The sequence below is a fragment of the Ruegeria sp. AD5 genome (assembly GCF_056542345.1).
This window is the reverse complement of the sequence record NZ_JBQFZR010000001.1, coordinates 1,461,524-1,479,103: the sequence shown is the minus strand read 5'-3', so window position 1 is coordinate 1,479,103 and position 17,580 is coordinate 1,461,524. Positions and strand designations below refer to the sequence as shown.

Sequence of the window (17,580 nt, the reverse complement as noted above, 5' to 3'; positions counted from 1 at the left end):
CTATGGTGACGCCATGAAGATAACCCGTATCCGTGTGTTCAAAACCCCCCTGCCCTATGTCGGCGGATCATACGGCTGGGGCGCGGGCAACGCGATCACAACGTCGATGTCTTCGGTAGTGGTGATCGACACGGATGCGGGTCTACAGGGCTGCGGCGAGTTTGCCCCATGCGGCGAGAACTACATGATCGCCCATTCCGAAGGGGTCGAAGCCTTTGCCCGCCTCGCCGCCCCGCGCTTGCTGGGGGAAGATCCCCGCCAGCTGTCCAAGATCGAACGGTTGATGGATGGCACGGTCCAAGGTCACGGCTACGCCAAAGCGCCCTTTGATGCAGCGTGTTGGGATATTCTGGGGAAGTCCACCGGACAACCTGTCTGGATGCTGATGGGCGGCAAACTCACCGATGGTGCGCCGATGTACCGGGTTGTGCCGCAAAAGCCTGTCTTGGAAGAAACCATCGCCGAGATGGAGCAGCACCGCGCAGCGGGATACCGGCAGTTCCAGATCAAGGTAGGTGGCGACTGGGTGACCGATATCGACCGTATCCGCGAAGGCGTGCCCCTGCTGAAACCCGGTGAAAAGGCTATGGCAGATGCCAATCAGGGTTGGCGCGTTGACAACGCCATCCGTGTGGCCCGCGCAACCCGCGATCTGGACTTTATCCTCGAACAACCCTGCCACAGTTACCACGAGTGCCAGCAGGTGCGCCGCGTAGCCGAGCAACCAATGAAACTGGATGAATGCGTCACCGGGATTGAAATGGCCCGGCGTATTGTAAACGATCGGAGTGCCGAAATTTGCTGTCTGAAGATTTCAAACCTTGGTGGGCTGTCCAAAGCCCGCCGGGTGCGTGATTTCCTGATTGATCACGGTATTCCGGTTGTCTCCGAGGACACATGGGGTGGGCAGATCACCACCGCCGCAGTTGCCCATTTTGCGGCCTCAACACCCCAAGAGATGCTGATCAACTCGACCGATCTGATGAACTACAACACACGAAACACCGGGATTGGCGGCCCCACAGTAAGGGACGGTAAACTCTATGCCACAGATACTCCGGGGCTTGGGGTGACGCCGGACTTTGACAGCCTTGGCCCACCTGTCGCAACCTACGAATCCTGCGCCTGATGGAAACCGCCTGATGAAGATAACCCGCATCACCGCCTGGGAAGTCCCGCTGACCTCGCATGACACCTATTACATGGCCGAGGGCAAGACCTGCGATACGACGGTTTCAGTGGTCGTCCGCCTGGATACCGGCACCGGCGCATCGGGCTGGGGAGAGGTTTGTCCGATCCCGCACTATTTACCCGCCTATGCTAAGGGCGTGGTTCCGGCGCTTGAGGAAATGGCATCTGTTCTTATCGGCGCTAACCCCGTTGGCCCCGAAGCCCTGATGGAGCGCCTCAACAAGCATCTGATCGGGCATGGCTACGCCAAGTCAGCGATCGATACAGCGCTCTGGGATCTGACAGCGCAGACAGCCGACCTGCCGCTTTATGCTTTGCTGGGTGGGCGGGCGGTTGCGGATATACCGCTGTATCACTCAATCACCTGTATCGCGCCGGATGAAATGGCGCACATGGCGCGCGATGCCTTTGATCAGGGCATGCGACAGTTTCAGGTGAAGCTGGGCGCGGACAACAACTGGGAAGCCGACGTTGCTCGTTTGATTCAGGTGCGCGAGGCTGTAGGTGATGGCCCGTTGGTTTATGGAGACTGGAATTGCGGGTCAGATACGCTGACCGCTACACGAGTTGGCCGCGCTGTCTCGCATCTGGACATAATGCTGGAACAACCCTGCGCCACGATTGAGGAATGCGCCCAGGTCCGCGCCGCGACTGGTCTGCCGATGAAGCTGGACGAAAGCGCCTGTGACATTCATTCGGTTCTGGCAGGACACCGCGCTGGCTGCATGGATGCTGCTGCGCTGAAACTGTCGAAGATGGGCGGTCTTTCGACGATGCGTCAAATCCGCGATCTCTGCCTGTCGCTTGGCACGCAGATGTGCATCGAGGATACCTGGGGCAGCGATGTTACGACGGCCGCCTCGCTGCATCTTGCGGCCTCAACCCCAGCGCACGGCATCATGAATACATGCGATCTGTCCCACTATGTCAAACCGCGTCTCGATCCGAATGCACCTAGCCGCCGGAACGGTCGCATCGCCCCACCCGAAGGCCCCGGCCTTGGCGTCAGGCCTGATGCAGACGCTTTGGGCCAGCCAGTAACCATCATCGATTGATCCCAACCCCGCACGCCAAGAGGCCTGTTATGGAAGACTTCAGCAACGCCTACCCCTCCCATGATCCCGAATGGGTCAAAGACATGCACGCGGACCATTACCTGCAAAGCTGGTCAAAGCAGGGCAGCCGCCCGCGCGTCATAACCGGCGCCCAGGGCAGCTGGTTCTGGGACAGCGATGGCAAACGCTACCTCGATTTTCAAAGCCAGCTGGTGAACGCCAATATGGGTCATCAGCACCCCAAGATCGTACAAGCGATTAAGGATCAGGCGGACAAGCTTTGTTATATCGGCCCGGCCATGGGCTCGGATGTTCGATCAGAACTCGCGGCAATCATGACCGAGATCACACCTGCCAACATCTCATCAACCTTTTTTACAACAGGAGGGTCAGCCGCCAACGAAACCGCCATCCGTGTGGCGAGGCATTACACCGGTCGGACAAAGATCATTGCCCGCTACCGTTCCTATCACGGAGCAACCGGAGGCACGCTGTCGCTGACGGGCGATCCACGTCACCATCTGACCCGCGCCGATATGCCGGGCGTCGTGCGGATGCTTGATCCTTACGTCTATCGGTTACCAACAGGCCACAAAGACCCGGCCCAGTGCCCGGTCGCCCAAGGTGGACCGCATCTGGAAGAAATCCTGATGTATGAAAACCCCAACACCGTGGCCGCTGTCATTCTGGAACCTATTGTCGGCACAAACGGGATCATCGTGCCACCCGACGGATATCTGCAATCTATTAAGGCAACCTGCGAAAAATACGGCATCCTACTGATCGCGGATGAGGTCATGGCCGGGTTTGGCCGGACCGGGAAATGGTTCGCCGTCGATCACTGGGGTGTTCAGCCGGACATCATTTGTTCGGCCAAGGGCATCAACTCGGGTTACGTGCCGCTTGGCACCATGTCCGTCAGTACCGAGCTGCATGACTGGCTGCGCGATTACCCATTGCCCGGAGGCCTGACTTATGCCGGCCATCCGCTGGCCTGCGCATCTGGCATTGCCGCGATCCGAGCCATGCAGGAAGAAGGCACGCTGGCCCATGCCACCGCGATGGGGGAAAAGATGCGCGCAGAGCTGCACAAGCTGGCAAAGAAACACCCCTCGATCGGGGATATTCGCGGCAAGGGCATGTTCAATGGCATCGAACTGGTCAAGAACCGCGACACCCGCGAACCGCTGGTGCCATTTGCCGCCAAAGGCGAAGACGCCAGACCCATGAGCGAGATGATGAGCTTTGCGATGAACGAAGGCCTCTACCTGTCATTCTTCTCGAACGTGATCCGCCTGACCCCACCGCTCAACATCAGTGAAGACGACCTGATTACAGGGCTGGCGATTCTGGACCGCACCCTCGACATCGCCGACCGGGAGTGTCTCTGAGAACTAGTCGGCGCGAACGCTCGCATCTCGGAAATCCAAAGCCATCACATAGCCCTACGCCGCAGCTTCCGCTCGTTGCGAGTGCAATCACAAAATGAACGCTCTGGTCAGACCCTTCTACGCGTTGCTAACCAAGAAGGCCTGTGCGGCCTTCTGGAAGGAAGGCCAGGTAATCACGGCAGCATATCGGATATTCTGCTAAATCCCGCCAGATCGAAACCAAAGGAAATCGGATCGCCGACCCGGTTTACGCTTTCAATACTCAACAGATTGCCAGCGCGCATCTTTGACATCCAGTCCTGAGAAACAGGAGAACGGGCAAAACAACCCTGTGCTTCGCAGGTTAGAAAATCCAGCCGCGCGATCTCGGCATCATCCACTTTAGCAATCAGCCCTTCAGAGAACAGCAGGCCAAATGGCAGTGTCAGCACCGCTTCGATCTCGTCTCTGCCGGCAGGTTTGACGAACGCAATCGAGGCAAGCCTTTGATTGTTCTCGGTTAAGATAATGGTCTGGGTCATTTCACAAATCAATTCAGTTCCGTTGACCTGATTGCTGCAGTTGACCGACCACAATGGCGCTTCGTTTTCCTGTGCGCCAAGTTGAGTTGTCAAACCGAACGACGCCACCAAAGCGTAGATCCAAGTTTTCATACTGCTGTTCCTCATAAACTAGAATTGTATCCCAAGGCCAATGCCAACCTGCAGGGCTTCGGTTGAGTCTCCAAACATATGGTCCAGGCTCAGGTTGATAAAGCTGCTGTCATCCAAAGCAAACAATCCCAACCGCGCGGACACGACGCCGTGGGCGTCACCGATATAGCTGGTATTCACGAACCCTCCATCGGCGGCGCTGGCCCCACTGAAGCCAGCGGTTACCGACACCGTGTCGTCAGACGAGAGGATGGCACCGGCGCGCAGGCTCGCACGCAGTTTCTGCGAGGCGCTCAGGATCTGCTCGGTCCCGATCTCAATCGACGGCGTCAGCGAATAGATCATCTCGTTGTCGTCCTGCAAGACGATACCTGACAAAGTGGCATCGCCATTGCTTTCCGTCGCCAACCGCGTCGCATCGACGGCCAGTTCGGGGCGCAGGTACGCTCCACCAGCGCCAAGTCTTTGATCATACGCCAGGCTGAGCCGCAGGTTCTGGTGGTTCATCTTGTGCTTGATCTCGCTGACACCAACGGTGTCCACAATTGTGCCATTGGGCAAAACGCCCCGGATCCCACCTGCACGGCTTGTATCGTAGTTTGACCAACCTGCCGACAGCATGGCCGCAAACTCCCACGCGCCTGTGTATTTGGTCAGCGATGCACCCAGATTGAACCGATCGCCGGATGCATTGTATTGCGATCCGTTCTGCAGGCTGATCTGGTCGTAGCCCAGGGCAAACCCTGCATACAACTCATCCCCCACCGGTAGACGGACACCCGCCGACCAATTGGTGTTATTAACGTTCAGATCGTTGTAAATCCCGGTCTGCTCGCGGTCGAAGAAATAGCGGCCGCCGGTAAACCAGATACAGTTACGCGGATCATCCCCGGCTTGATAATTAGTGTAGCGTTCGCAGTTTTGCAGCGTATCCGCGAATACCCGCGTGCCAAAATACGCATCCACCGCATCTGCGGCGTAGTCCGCTGTCGACAAGCTCTCAATGGCCGCGATCACATCGGCCTCGGATTGCATGTTCCCGATCAGCGCCAAAAGCTCGCCCTGGTCGGACGTTCCCCTCCCGTTCAGGACATCATTGATATAGTCACCGATCGCGGTCTGGTTGGAGTTCATCCTGGGCGTCGAATAGTCTGGTGTGATCACCAGATCGATCGAACTGCCGTCCGACGTCGCCCCGTTCAAACCAATGGAGTAATCCAGAACCACAGTGTCCTGGATGGTCGTGCCAGCATCTGCGGCCGTACCTTCGGGATTGATGATGACAAGCGGCAACGCGCGTTCGAGTGTGTTCAACCGCGGCACCAATGTACCACCAATGGTGGCATCCCCGGTGACATTGATCAGATCGCTGTCTCCACCCGATATGCCAGTGGTTCGGAAATACACGTCGAACGTTGAAGTCGCAGTGCCGCCAAAGGCCAGACTTCCGGTCACGTTCGTGGTCTGGCTGACATCTTCGGTGAAGGAAAAATCATCCGCTTGAACAGCAGCCGTCAGGCCTCCGTCGACGCCCCAATTTGCGCCCAGAACCAAGTTACCATCCACCTGCATGAGCCCGGCGTCGCCCAGATTCACGGTATCCAATGCATAGAAGGTTGCACCATCTTCCACGGTCAGGCCATTCGTCCCGTCACCAAGGTTCAGGTTCCCAAGCGCGCGTCCGGACAGCGTGATTTGTTCATTGCCATCGCCGCCGTTCACCAGTTGGTTATTGCCCGCGATCAGCACCGTGTCTTCTGATAGGGTCAGCGTGTTGTCGGTACCTCCTTCGACAATGATCGAGGCAACCGAGTTCGTTTGCCCGGTGCCGCCCATGACAACACCATCGAACCCAAGCATAATGGCGTCTGCACCGTCACGGCCCTCGGATTGTGCAAAGACACCAATGCCACCGTCGCCGACCGACAAGACATTGCCGGTCAGGGTCATGTCGATAGCACCGCCCGACCCGGCGCCACCTGCGGCACCCCGGAATATGGAATCGACGATGCCGCCACCACCACCCAACGACTGCGCGGCGACACCGATCGCGTTCTCTCCACTGGTGACCGTGTTACCAGTTTGCGAGAACAGAATGTCCCCGCCGTCCCCGCCATTTGCAGCTGACAGATTTACAGTCACCTGGCTGGGGTCCAGGTCTGTCGTGACAAGACCACCGCCGCCACCGATGCTCTGGATCACGAACGCATGCGATCCGGTACCACTTGTGTTTACGTCACCGGTATTGGTGAAATCGACGTTGCCGCCATCTCCAGTTGAATCGTCCTGCGCCCCGAGGGTCACATCGACGCCTCCAAGACCAGCAACGACAGCTTCACCACCGCCCGCGCCGATGCTTTGAACGCTTTGGCCAAAGGACCGGTCACCGCTAGTGAAGACATCTCCATTCAGATCAAGATCGATATCACCGCCGTTGTTGCGGAAGCTTGGATCGGACCCCAGGATTACCGAAGCAAACCTGTTGGTATCAGCCGTGCCCGTGCTGTTGAGCACCAGCTTACCGCCGCCGCCGCCAATAGATTGCGCCGTACCTGCCGAGGAAAACGCACCATCAGTGCCGACATCGCCCGTCCGGCTGCCGAACACATCGCCACCTGCTGCATCATTCGTATCAATCGCGCCCAGGCGCGCATCAATCTCGATACCGTCGCCATCCTGAAGGCTGATGTTGTTGGCCGATGTGCCACCACCGCCGCCAACACTCTGCAGCATCAGGCCTGTCGAGCGGTCGCTGGTGGTCGCTATGTTACCGACGTGCGACTGGGCAACCTGGCTGCCCGCCGTGCCCGAAACATCATCACCGCCCAGCGAGATGTCACTGATGTAAACAGTGCCGGTTACACCCGCGCTTGCCGTCGCAGTCGTAAAGTCGACCGATGTTTCAGAGTTGCCGCCGCCGCCGTTAACGGATTGTGCGAAGATGGCCTCGCTGCCTGCACCATTCACCAGAATGTCTCCGGTTGAATTGACAGTCGCAGTTCCCACCGAGCCGGTGGTCCCTTCTCGCGCGCCCAACACATGAGAGATCGTGTAGTCCAGCGCCGAGACCAAGGGCGACGATACCGAATATCCCGCATTACCGCCGCCGCCACCTACGGATTGGGCATAGATACCGAACCCGTTTTCAGCGTTCACGACAATCGTACCGGTATGGTTGACCGTGACATCTCCACCATCCGCCCCGTCGCCACCAGAACCGCCAATGGCGATCTTCGAGTATGACTGGCCGGTCATGGTGTTTTTGAAGTCGTTCACATCCATCGCGACGGCCAAACCACCGTTACCGCCGCCCCCACCAACGGATTGCGCGAAGATACCGTAGGCCCCTTCGCCATCAACGCGGATGTCGCCGGTATTGGTGACAACCGCGTTTCCGGCAGCATTCCCACTGCCACCCGAACCACCGATGTTCAACTGCGCGGTCGGAGAGCTATTGTCCCCAGTCTTAAGCCGCAGCGTCCCAGTAATCGAACTCCCACCATTGCCGCCGCCGCCACCAACGGATTGAGCAAAGATGCCATGCGCACCTGCACCAATGGTGAGGATCGTACCCGCATTTGTGACGGCCACGTTGCCTCCGGTTCCACCGGAACCACCCGAGCCACCCAGGCCAAACTGCAACGCCCGCCGAGTGCTCGCCTCGGCCCCGCCATAGCGACCATCGACCGAGATTGTCGATCCGCCATTGCCGCCGCCACCGCCGACAGACTGCGCGAAGATACCGTGGCTTTCGGCTCCGCTGGTCACGATCGTACCATCGGCTTCGTTCACAACAGTGGTTGTACTGCCAGAACCACCGGTGCCGCCGGTGCCACCAATAAGGATCGCGTTTGTCGTAGACCCCTCCGAGGACCGGCCCAGAATAATGTTTCGAACCTGCTGTGCATCACCACCGCCACCGCCGACCGATTGCGCGTAGATACCCACCGACTTGTCGCCCGTGGTCAGGATCACGTCCCGGTTGGTCACAGATACCGCCGCCGACATCGCACCCGAGCCGCCGTTGCCGCCGATGGACAAGGTCGCGGTGTTTCCAATCTCTTTACGCAGGCTGATGATGCGGTTTTCCACGACACCACCCATGCCGCCGCCGCCTCCGACGGACTGCGCAAAGATACCATGGGCCATGGTGCCTGCTGTGCTGATTATTCCGTCACTCACTACGGTAACGATGTCCGAGGTCATACCGTCCCCACCGGTACCGCCTATGTTGATCGATGCTGTGGTGCCGACTGTGGACGGGTTGACCACAGCTTTGATGGTATCGAGGTTCGATTGTCCGGCCTGTACCATGCCGCCAGTTCCGCCTGCGCCACCGATGGATTGCGCCATCAGCCCAATCGAACGATCTCCGAACGTTGCGATCTGGGCAGTGTTGGTCACGTCCACCGTGCCACCAACGCCTCCGGTGCCGCCGGTACCACCGATGGACAAGGCAATTGAAGTGCCCTTGCCAGCCGAGTTGCTGGCCTTGCCACCATTGCCGCCACCGCCGCCAACGGACTGGGCAAATACGCCATGTGCGTCATCGCCCTGCGTGACAACAGTGCCCGCCACCACAGAAGTCACATCGCCTGCTGCGCCACCCGTACCGCCTTCAAGCCCGACTGACAGGCTGGCTTTGTTGCCTTTGCTGTCGCCGGATTTCGGGGTGCCGATGCTGACCGAAGTTGATGACGAGTTACCCCCGCCATTGCCGATGGACTGTGCAAAGAAGCCATAAGACCGGTTGCCCGTCGTGCTGATCGCGCCGTTCGAGCTGGCATAGACGTCCCCACCGCTGCCCCCGGTTCCACCCGTGCGGCCGATCTGGATGTTTACATTGCCGCCATCAACCGACGTCGATGCCGAATTGTAGGCAGCATTGCCGCCGCCGCCGCCAACTGACTGCGCAAACAGACCATGGGAATCTGCGCCCGAGGTCGCGATGTCGCCTGTATTGCGCACATCCACCGAACCACCGATGCCGCCCTCACCCGTGCCGCCGCCAATAGCCAAGCCAAAGCCTTTGTTGGTCGCGTCGGAGGCAAGCTCATAGGTCATGCCGAGGTTCAAGGCGGCGTTGCCGCCGCCACCGCCGATGGATTGCCCAAACACACCGTGGCTGCCATCTTGCAAGGTGACGATATCACCATAGTGGTCAACATCGACCTCGCCACCGTCCCCTGCCGTACCTGCATCGCCACCGATGGCAACCACCGCCGACACTCCGGTTTTGTTGCCCGAGGAATCTGCAGGGTTCACCTTGCCTTCAAGCTCATCCAAAACCGCGTTGTAGTTGGCGATGACCGAGTCATCGACGCCGGTATTGGTCGGTGTCTTGCGATCCGTGGAATCGCCGGTGCCGCCGTTACTTTGATTGCCGGTGGTCTTGCTGATACCCACAACTGCGTTGATCCCGGCATCGCCGCCGCCGCCGCCAATGCTCGACGCCTCGATACCGTGCGATCCAACGCCATCGGTCGTGATTGTCCCTGCAGCAAGGGCCGCTGTGCCACGCGCGACGGTCACATCACCCGCATCGCCGCCACCGCCGCCAAAGCCGCCGATCCCCATCGCGATCGGTGAGCTGTCCTTAGTACCAACAAAGGTTGCATTGATGCCGCCAGTGCCACCGCCGCCGCCGATGCTCTGGGCAAAGATTCCGCGCGCGTGATAGCCATTTGTTGCGATGTTGCCGGTCTGAGTGACCGACACGTCACCCGCATCCGCACCAGTACCTCCGTGGCCGCCAAGGCCGCCCACAATGCTCAGATCCGTTTTGCCGTCCGAGTTGTTGGAGTCGCCATAGTTCAGCTGCCCGGTCACGTTCAAAGCACCGTTGCCACCGCCGCCTGCGATCGACTGGGCCAAAACTCCATGTTTCCAGTTGCCAGCGACTGACACAGTCCCCACATGATTGACGCCCACATTGCCCGAGACATTGCCGTCACCGCCAAAGCCTCCGACGCCAAACGTAACCGAAGGGATCTTGCCATCTTTGCTGAGCGCAATACCGCCCGAGACATTCAGACCACCATTGCCGCCGCCGCCGCCGATGGACTGTGCCAACAGGCCCGCCGAGCCGTCGGTATCGGGTTTTTCTTCGTTGAAAACACCCATGTCGATGAACAGGCGCTCTAACCCGAAGTTCGACACCAATTCCTCGGTCTCATCAACGATCGAGTCGCCCAGGAAATCGCGCAGTTTGTCTTCGAATGTCGTTGTGTCCGGGATCGAGATATCGTCCGGATTCGTTGTAACCGTTATGTCCGCCTGTGAGGTGACCGTGACATCTCCGGCCTGGCCACCATCGCCGGCGAAACCACCGACGCCCACGATCAGAGAGCTGTCGGATACGATCCCACCAGATACGTTCAGACCACCGTTGCCACCACCACCACCGACGGATTGGGCCAGCAGGCCGGATTGCCCGGTACCGTGGGCTGTGATCGTACTGCCCGCGCCGATGTTCACATCGACATCACCTGCGTCACCGCCGCCGCCGCCAAAGCCCCCGACGCCCACGACAACTGCATAAGATTTGCTGCTATCTGTCTGGCCCGCGCCGGGTTTGCCGCTGATCGCGAGGCCGCCCGAAACGTTCGTGCCGCCGTCACCGCCGCCACCGCCAAGCGACTGAGCGATGATGCCACTGGCCCCTTTGCTTTCATCAACAGCGAATGTTCCATCCGGTTGCTCGATCATCGGAACGGCCTGCAAATTGCCGGTATAGTCCAGATCGACGTCACTTGCGTCACCGCCAGCCCCGCCAAAGCCGCCAACACCTGCCGAAACAGAGAATATCGTGTCCGATCCCGATGGTTTAGTCAGAGCGAGAGTGCCCGAAATATTCACGCCCCCGGTGCCGCCACCACCACCGAGGCTCTGCGCAAACAGACCATGCGATCCGTCGCCCGCCGTCACAACATCGCTTTGAACATCCAGTGTGACTGCATCTGCATCACCGCCGCCGCCGCCAAAGCCGCCAAGACCCAGGGCCACGGCCGCGCCCGATTGCCCAGTGAGGTTGACGGCGCCGGAAACATTCAGGCCACCATTACCGCCGCCACCGCCGACCGATTGTGCCATCACAGCAATACTGTCTACGCCAGTGGTGACGACCGAAGTTGTGCCACTGCTGTCCGTTCTTGAGCGCAATGTGCTGTTCACTTCACCGGCGTTACCCGCCCCGCCACCGAAGCCGCCAACGCCCAAACTGACCGATCCACCATTTTCCTGGCTGATACCCAGCGAGGCCGAGATGTTGGTGCCACCGTTGCCGCCGCCACCGCCGAGGCTCTGCGTCAGGATCCCGGTGCTGCGATCGCCGGTCGTGGTCACTCCGCCGGTGATTGTCGATTGCACCAACGCTCCGGCATCAGCGCCGCCGCCACCAAAGCCGCCCACACCGATGCCCACCGCCGCATTGGCCGATCGGGACAGAGATAGCGTTGCCGAGATGTTGGTGCCGCCATTGCCGCCACCGCCGCCGAGGCTCTGAGTCAGGATACCGACCGAGTCGTCACCGGTTGTCATGACATCGCCAGTAACCCGCTGCGTGACGTTATCCGCCGCACCACCGTCTCCGCCAAAGCCGCCGACGCCGATCCCCAATCCACCGGAATAGTTGCTGGCTACAGATATCGCGCCGGAAACATTCGTGGCGCCGTTACCGCCGCCTCCGCCAAGGCTTTGTGCGATAATGCCGGCCGACCGCGCGCCCGAGGTGCTCACATTGCCTGAGTATGTGTTGTCGACCACACCACTGGTCCCGCCGCTGCCGCCGAAGCCGCCCACGCCGATACCTGCCGCACCCGATCCCGTGCGCGCAATACTCAGCGCGCCCGAGATGTTCACGCCACCATTGCCGCCGCCGCCGCCGACAGATTGAACCAGAACGCCGGTCGCATTCTCACCGCTTGTGGTCACATCGCCGGTGACAGAGCCCGTCGCCGCGCTTGCTGCACCGCCATCTCCGCCCGAGCCGCCGATACCAACGCCAATGGCACCGCCTCCGGTGCCCGAGATGTTCACGGCAGCTGATACGTTCAGCCCTCCGTTACCTCCGCCACCGGCAGCGGATTGAACCAGAACACCGCCAGAATTATCGCCCGTGGTGGTGACATTGCCCACGACCGTGCCTTCGGCCGTATCCGCATCGCCCCCGTCGCCACCGCTGCCGCCAAGACCGACTGACGCACCGCCGCTGCCGGTTCCGGCAACAGTGACTGTGGCCGAGACATTCATGCCTCCGTTGCCGCCACCGCCGCCAAGGCTTTGCACGATGATCCCGCCGGATTCATCGCCTTGCGTCGAGACGTTGCCATTCAGCGTGGCTTCAACTGTACCCCCGTTTCCGCCGGTGCCGGACGTACCGCCAAGGCCCACGGATGCCCCACCTGATCCGGTGCCCGCCGCAGCCACTGCGACCGAGACGTTCATGCCGCCATTGCCGCCGCCGCCGCCGACAGATTGTGCCAGCAGACCGCTAGAGGTTTCACCTTGCGTAATCAGATTTCCGGTTACATTCGCCGTGACCGCAGAGGCGTCACCGCCGCCAGTTCCACGACCGCCCAAGCCAACTGCCGCTGCGCCAGAACCCGTACCTGCGCCACCGACAGAAGCAGAAACGTTGAACCCGCCATTGCCGCCGCCACCGCCGATGGATTGGGCCACAACTGCGCTGGATTGCACGCCTTCAGTTTGCACACTGTTGGCAACCGTCAGGCCAACAACACCCCCGGTGCCGCCGCTGCCGCCGGACCCGCCCAGGCCAACGCTGATCGCACCCGATCCGGTGCCGGCCCCAGCCAAAGCCGGTGAGACATTGAAGCCACCATTACCGCCGCCGCCGCCAACGGATTGCGCGAGGATACCCACCGAAGCATCCCCTCGGGTTACCACGTTAGCTGTTGTGCTGGCCGTCACCAAACTGCCGTCACCCCCGGCGGACCCTGAGCCGCCCAGACCAACCGAAACCGATCCCGCACCCGTTCCAGCCCCGGACACGGTGGGCGAGACATTGAATCCGCCGTTACCACCGCCACCGCCAAGCGACTGCGCAACAAACCCGCTTGAGGCGAAGCCATCCGTCAGGATGGTGCCATTCGAGGTCAGCGTGACAATGCCGCCATTGCCGCCGGTATCACCTGAACCACCCAGTCCTACACTCACCGCACCACTGGCTGTACCTGCGCCCGACAGAACCGGGGCTACGTTGAACCCACCATTGCCGCCTCCGCCACCGATGGATTGCGCTACGACGCCCGAGGACTGATCCCCCTGCGTTTCAACCGCATTATTCGATGTGGCATCGACCGTGCTGCCATCGCCGCCACCGCCGCCGTTGCCACCCAATCCGACCGAGACGCCAGCCCCTGCAGTGCCCGATCCCTGAACCGATGCGCTGACGTTAAACCCGCCGTTACCTCCGCCACCGCCGATGGACTGCGCGAGGAAGGCTGTCGCCGAGTCGCCTTGCGTCAGAATTGTCCCACTGGATCTTAGCGTAACCGACCCGCCATTACCGCCACCTGCGCCCGTTCCACCAAGCCCGACACTGACCGCACCGCTTGCAGTACCTGCACCGGCCCCAGTCCCCGAGATATTAAACCCACCATTGCCGCCACCACCGCCGATGGATTGGGCGACGACGCCTGAAGAACGGTCCCCGACAGTTACAATCGTATTCGTAGTCGTCAGATTAACTGTGCCACCCGTCGAGCCCGTACCTGCGTCGCCGCCAAGGCCAACTGAAACTGCACCGCTCGCAACCCCAGCCCCTGCAAGTGACGCGCTAACATTAAAAGCACCATTGCCACCGCCTCCGCCAACGGACTGTGCCAGAACGGCAGTAGAGTCCGCGCCACCGGTGCTTACGGTGCCTGTGACTCGACCTGTCACCGATTGACCGATTCCACCTCCTGAGCCGTCGCCACCAAGGCCTACGGTGACGGCACCGCCACCTGCCCCCGCACCAGCAACACCGGCCGTCACGTTGAAGCCACCATTGCCACCACCGCCGCCGATGGATTGGAAAACTACGCCGCCTGAGCCTTCTGACACTGTTGTGACGTTTCCAGCAACCTGGCCTTCAACCACGCCGCCATTGCCGCCTGTATCGCCGTTGCCGCCGAGCCCGACGCCAATTGACCCAGCACCGGCTCCTGCCGCTGCCACACCGGCAGTGACATTGAAACCACCATTACCACCGCCACCGCCGATGGATTGAATAACGACAGCCGTCGAGCGTGCACCTTCGGTCCGAACCTCGCCGTTGACGCGCACGCCGGTTACCGTACCGCCTATGCCGCCGCTGCCTCCGTCGCCGCCAAGTCCGACTCCAATCGTTCCGGCACCGCCACCGCCGGCCGCTAAGCCAGCAGCGACGCTGAAGCCGCCATTGCCACCGCCACCGCCGATGGATTGCACCACGACCGCACCGGCATCATCCCCACGGGTGGTGACATCCGTATCAACTTGGGCCGTCACTGTACCGCCCGCACCTCCACCGCCAGCTTTGCCGCCGAGGCCTACACTGATGGACCCGGCAGCGCCGCCCGCAATATCGGCGCTGGCACCGATGGCATAACCACCATTACCACCGCCGCCGCCAACGGATTGCGCAACGACACCGCTGGAGAATGCGCCACTGGTTTCGATTGAGGTCCCACCGGCACGCAAAGTGACGTTGCCACCGATACCGGCACCACCACCATCTCCGCCGACACCGACGTTGATCCCGACCGCAGCGCCTCCGCTTGCGCTGATACCGGCCGCGATGCTTCCACCACCATTACCGCCACCGCCGCCAACGGATTGCGCGATAATCGCACTGGAGCTTGTGCCAGTCGTGGTCACGTCAGCATTGGTATAGACCTGAACAAGTCCACCATTGCCCGCACTGCCGGCCTTGCCGCCAATTCCAACTGATACGTTGCCCGAAAATAGTGCCGAGGCGCCACCGGTCGCAGCGACCGCCAAACCACCATTGCCACCACCCCCGCCGACGGACTGGAACAGCATGCCTGTCGATCGGTTTCCGGTCGTGACGACAGTGCCTTCAAACCCAGCTGCCGTTGCGACGCCACTACCATCGAACTGGCCAACCGTGACCGGACCACCCGTGCCGCCCGTACCACCGTCACCGCCAACCCCAACAGCCAGCGAACCCGATACCGGGCCGCCTGACGCTGCGACAGATACGGCATAGCCACCATTGCCGCCACCACCGCCAACAGATTGCAGCATCACCCCAACCGAGTCGTCACCACCGGTTTGTACAGAAGCTGAACCGCTGCCGCTAAGCGTGACCGTCCCACCGTTGCCACCATTGCCAGCGGACCCACCAACCGAGACCGATGCCGCGCCAAATGCGCCAACCGCAACCGAGACCGCTCCGCCACCGTTGCCGCCACCGCCGCCGACGGATTGTGCAAATACACCTGCCGAGCGCGCGCCCGAAGTCCGGATAGCCGACGGCTGGCTGCCATCGGTGTTGGATAAGGTAACGTTGACATTGCCACCGGTCCCTCCGGCCCCGCCATCACCACCGATGGCTACCCCGACAAACGCACCTACCGAACCGGACGAACCACCATTGCCGCCACCGCCACCAATCGACTGGGCCAGAATACCCATCGCATCATCACCCGAGGTGGTGATGATCCCGTCATTCACGATCGTCACAGTGGACCCGCTGCCACCGCCGCTGCCATTGCCACCGACCGAGACCATTCCACCGGACGAGCCGCCGTCACCGCCACCGCCGCCGATGGATTGCGCGATAATCCCGCGGGCGTTGTCGTCTTCGGTTACAATACGCCCGTAGTTGCTGACGCTCACTGCAGCGCCCGTTCCGCCCCGAGACCCTGTGCCACCAATCGCAACAAGCCCATATGAATTTGCACCGGTTCCGCCGCTGCCGCCGATGGATTGCGCCATGACACCGTCAGCCCCAATGCCCGAAGTCAGGATGCTTCCCGAACCTTGCACAGTGACATTCACCGCGTCCCCGCTACCGCCGTTCGAGCCCACACCACCAAGAGAAAGTGATACCAGGCCGCCTGCAGTTCCGCCCGAACCACCGCCGCCGCCGATGGACTGGGCAACGATACCGCGCGCGAAATCACCTTGTGTTTCAATCGCGCCACCATGCGAGACGTTAACCCTGCCTCCATTTCCGCCATTATCGGCCCCGCCAATGAGCGAAACCAACAAGTTGCCACTTGTCCCCGCTGACCCCCCCGAACCGCCGATGGATTGGGCGTAAATACCGTTCGCATAGTCGCCGGTCGTCAAGATGCTACCGCTTGAGGTCGTGTTTACCGTTACGGTGCCACCGCTACCGCCATAGCCTCCGTTACCGGACGAGCCAACTAGCCCCCATTGTGACCCACCATTACCGCCGTTGTTCGAAACGCTCAGCGCATAGATGCCATCAGCCGAGTCGCCGGACGTAGAAATGTCACCCCGCTGCGTAACGGTTACATCGCCACCATCTGCCGAGTGGCCACCGGTGCCCCCACCTGGAGCCGCGAAGCCGCTGCCACCATCACCAGCCTCGCCGCTGCGGCTGAACGCAAATATACCGTCATAGCCGTCGCCCGATGTCTGGATCGTGCTGCTGGAGGATTGTGTTGCGTTTACCGTGCCGCCTTCCCCGCCGTCGCCGCCATCGCGCCCGTCCCAAAAGCTCAGATACGAGTCGCCGCCCTGACCACCGTCACCGCCAACGCTACCCACTTGCCAACCGACATTGCTGGTTGCGTTGACATTCCCGCTCAGGGTTTGTGTCTGGGTTGGGCCATCGGCACCGTTTCCACCTGAACTTGGTGGCACAACAAGCGCACCATCGCGCCCATTGCTGCCATCTCGCCCGTAAACGACCTGGCTCACACCGTTAGGTCCGGAGACGTTCACCGGCGGGGTGACAGAGCCAGGAGTACCCGAACTGTTGAAGTTGCTGTTGTACTGAGACAGGGTCAGCTGAGTGGACAAGCTGGCCGTTCCGGTCGCACCAGAATTACTGATCTGAGCCGTTGTTCCCGTTATGGATACAATCTCAAATGCCAGTGGGGGATTGTCGGAGTTGTAAATTGTATCGCCGGCATCTTTGACGAGAAACACATAGCCATCCGCCGTCTCAACAAAAGCCGTCGTCCCGGCTGTAGGTGTTGAAGCGGGATCCACAATCAGTGCAGTGACTGTCGTATCCAGACCAGTCACAGGGTTGTTAACAGTGTCTCCAACAATTGAATCTGCAGTCGGCGCGGCAATCAAAGGTGT

General features: G+C 60.7%; 5 protein-coding genes. 3 read left to right on the top strand and 2 right to left on the bottom strand.

All coding sequences use genetic code 11. The annotated features are described in order from the left end of the window. Positions 1-13 precede the first annotated feature (13 nt). The 3 genes from ACR0JG_RS07120 to ACR0JG_RS07110 are packed head-to-tail and all read left to right on the top strand — an operon-like array spanning position 14 to position 3,637. The gene (locus ACR0JG_RS07120) at positions 14-1,129 is read left to right on the top strand and encodes a mandelate racemase/muconate lactonizing enzyme family protein (protein WP_480568540.1); all 1,116 of its coding nucleotides are present in this window, start codon (positions 14-16) and stop codon (positions 1,127-1,129) included. Positions 1,130-1,142: 13 nt separating this feature from the next. After that, the gene (locus tag ACR0JG_RS07115) at positions 1,143-2,246 is read left to right on the top strand and encodes a mandelate racemase/muconate lactonizing enzyme family protein (RefSeq protein ID WP_480568537.1); all 1,104 of its coding nucleotides are present in this window, start codon (positions 1,143-1,145) and stop codon (positions 2,244-2,246) included. Between the two features lie 29 nt (positions 2,247-2,275). Further along, a complete protein-coding gene (locus tag ACR0JG_RS07110) occupies positions 2,276-3,637 on the top strand; it encodes an aminotransferase class III-fold pyridoxal phosphate-dependent enzyme (RefSeq protein ID WP_480568534.1) in 1,362 nt (453 codons plus the stop codon). 173 nt (positions 3,638-3,810) lie between these two features. Here ACR0JG_RS07110 and ACR0JG_RS07105 read toward each other — a convergent pair whose 3' ends face one another. Continuing rightward, positions 3,811-4,290: an invasion associated locus B family protein gene (locus ACR0JG_RS07105; RefSeq protein ID WP_170407630.1), complete on the bottom strand. Its 480-nt coding sequence runs from the start codon at positions 4,288-4,290 to the stop codon at positions 3,811-3,813. A gap of 18 nt (positions 4,291-4,308) precedes the next feature. Continuing rightward, positions 4,309-17,520 (bottom strand): hypothetical protein, encoded by a 13,212-nt coding sequence (locus tag ACR0JG_RS07100; protein ID WP_480568531.1) that lies wholly within the window; start codon positions 17,518-17,520, stop codon positions 4,309-4,311. Between the last annotated feature and the right edge of the window lie 60 nt (positions 17,521-17,580).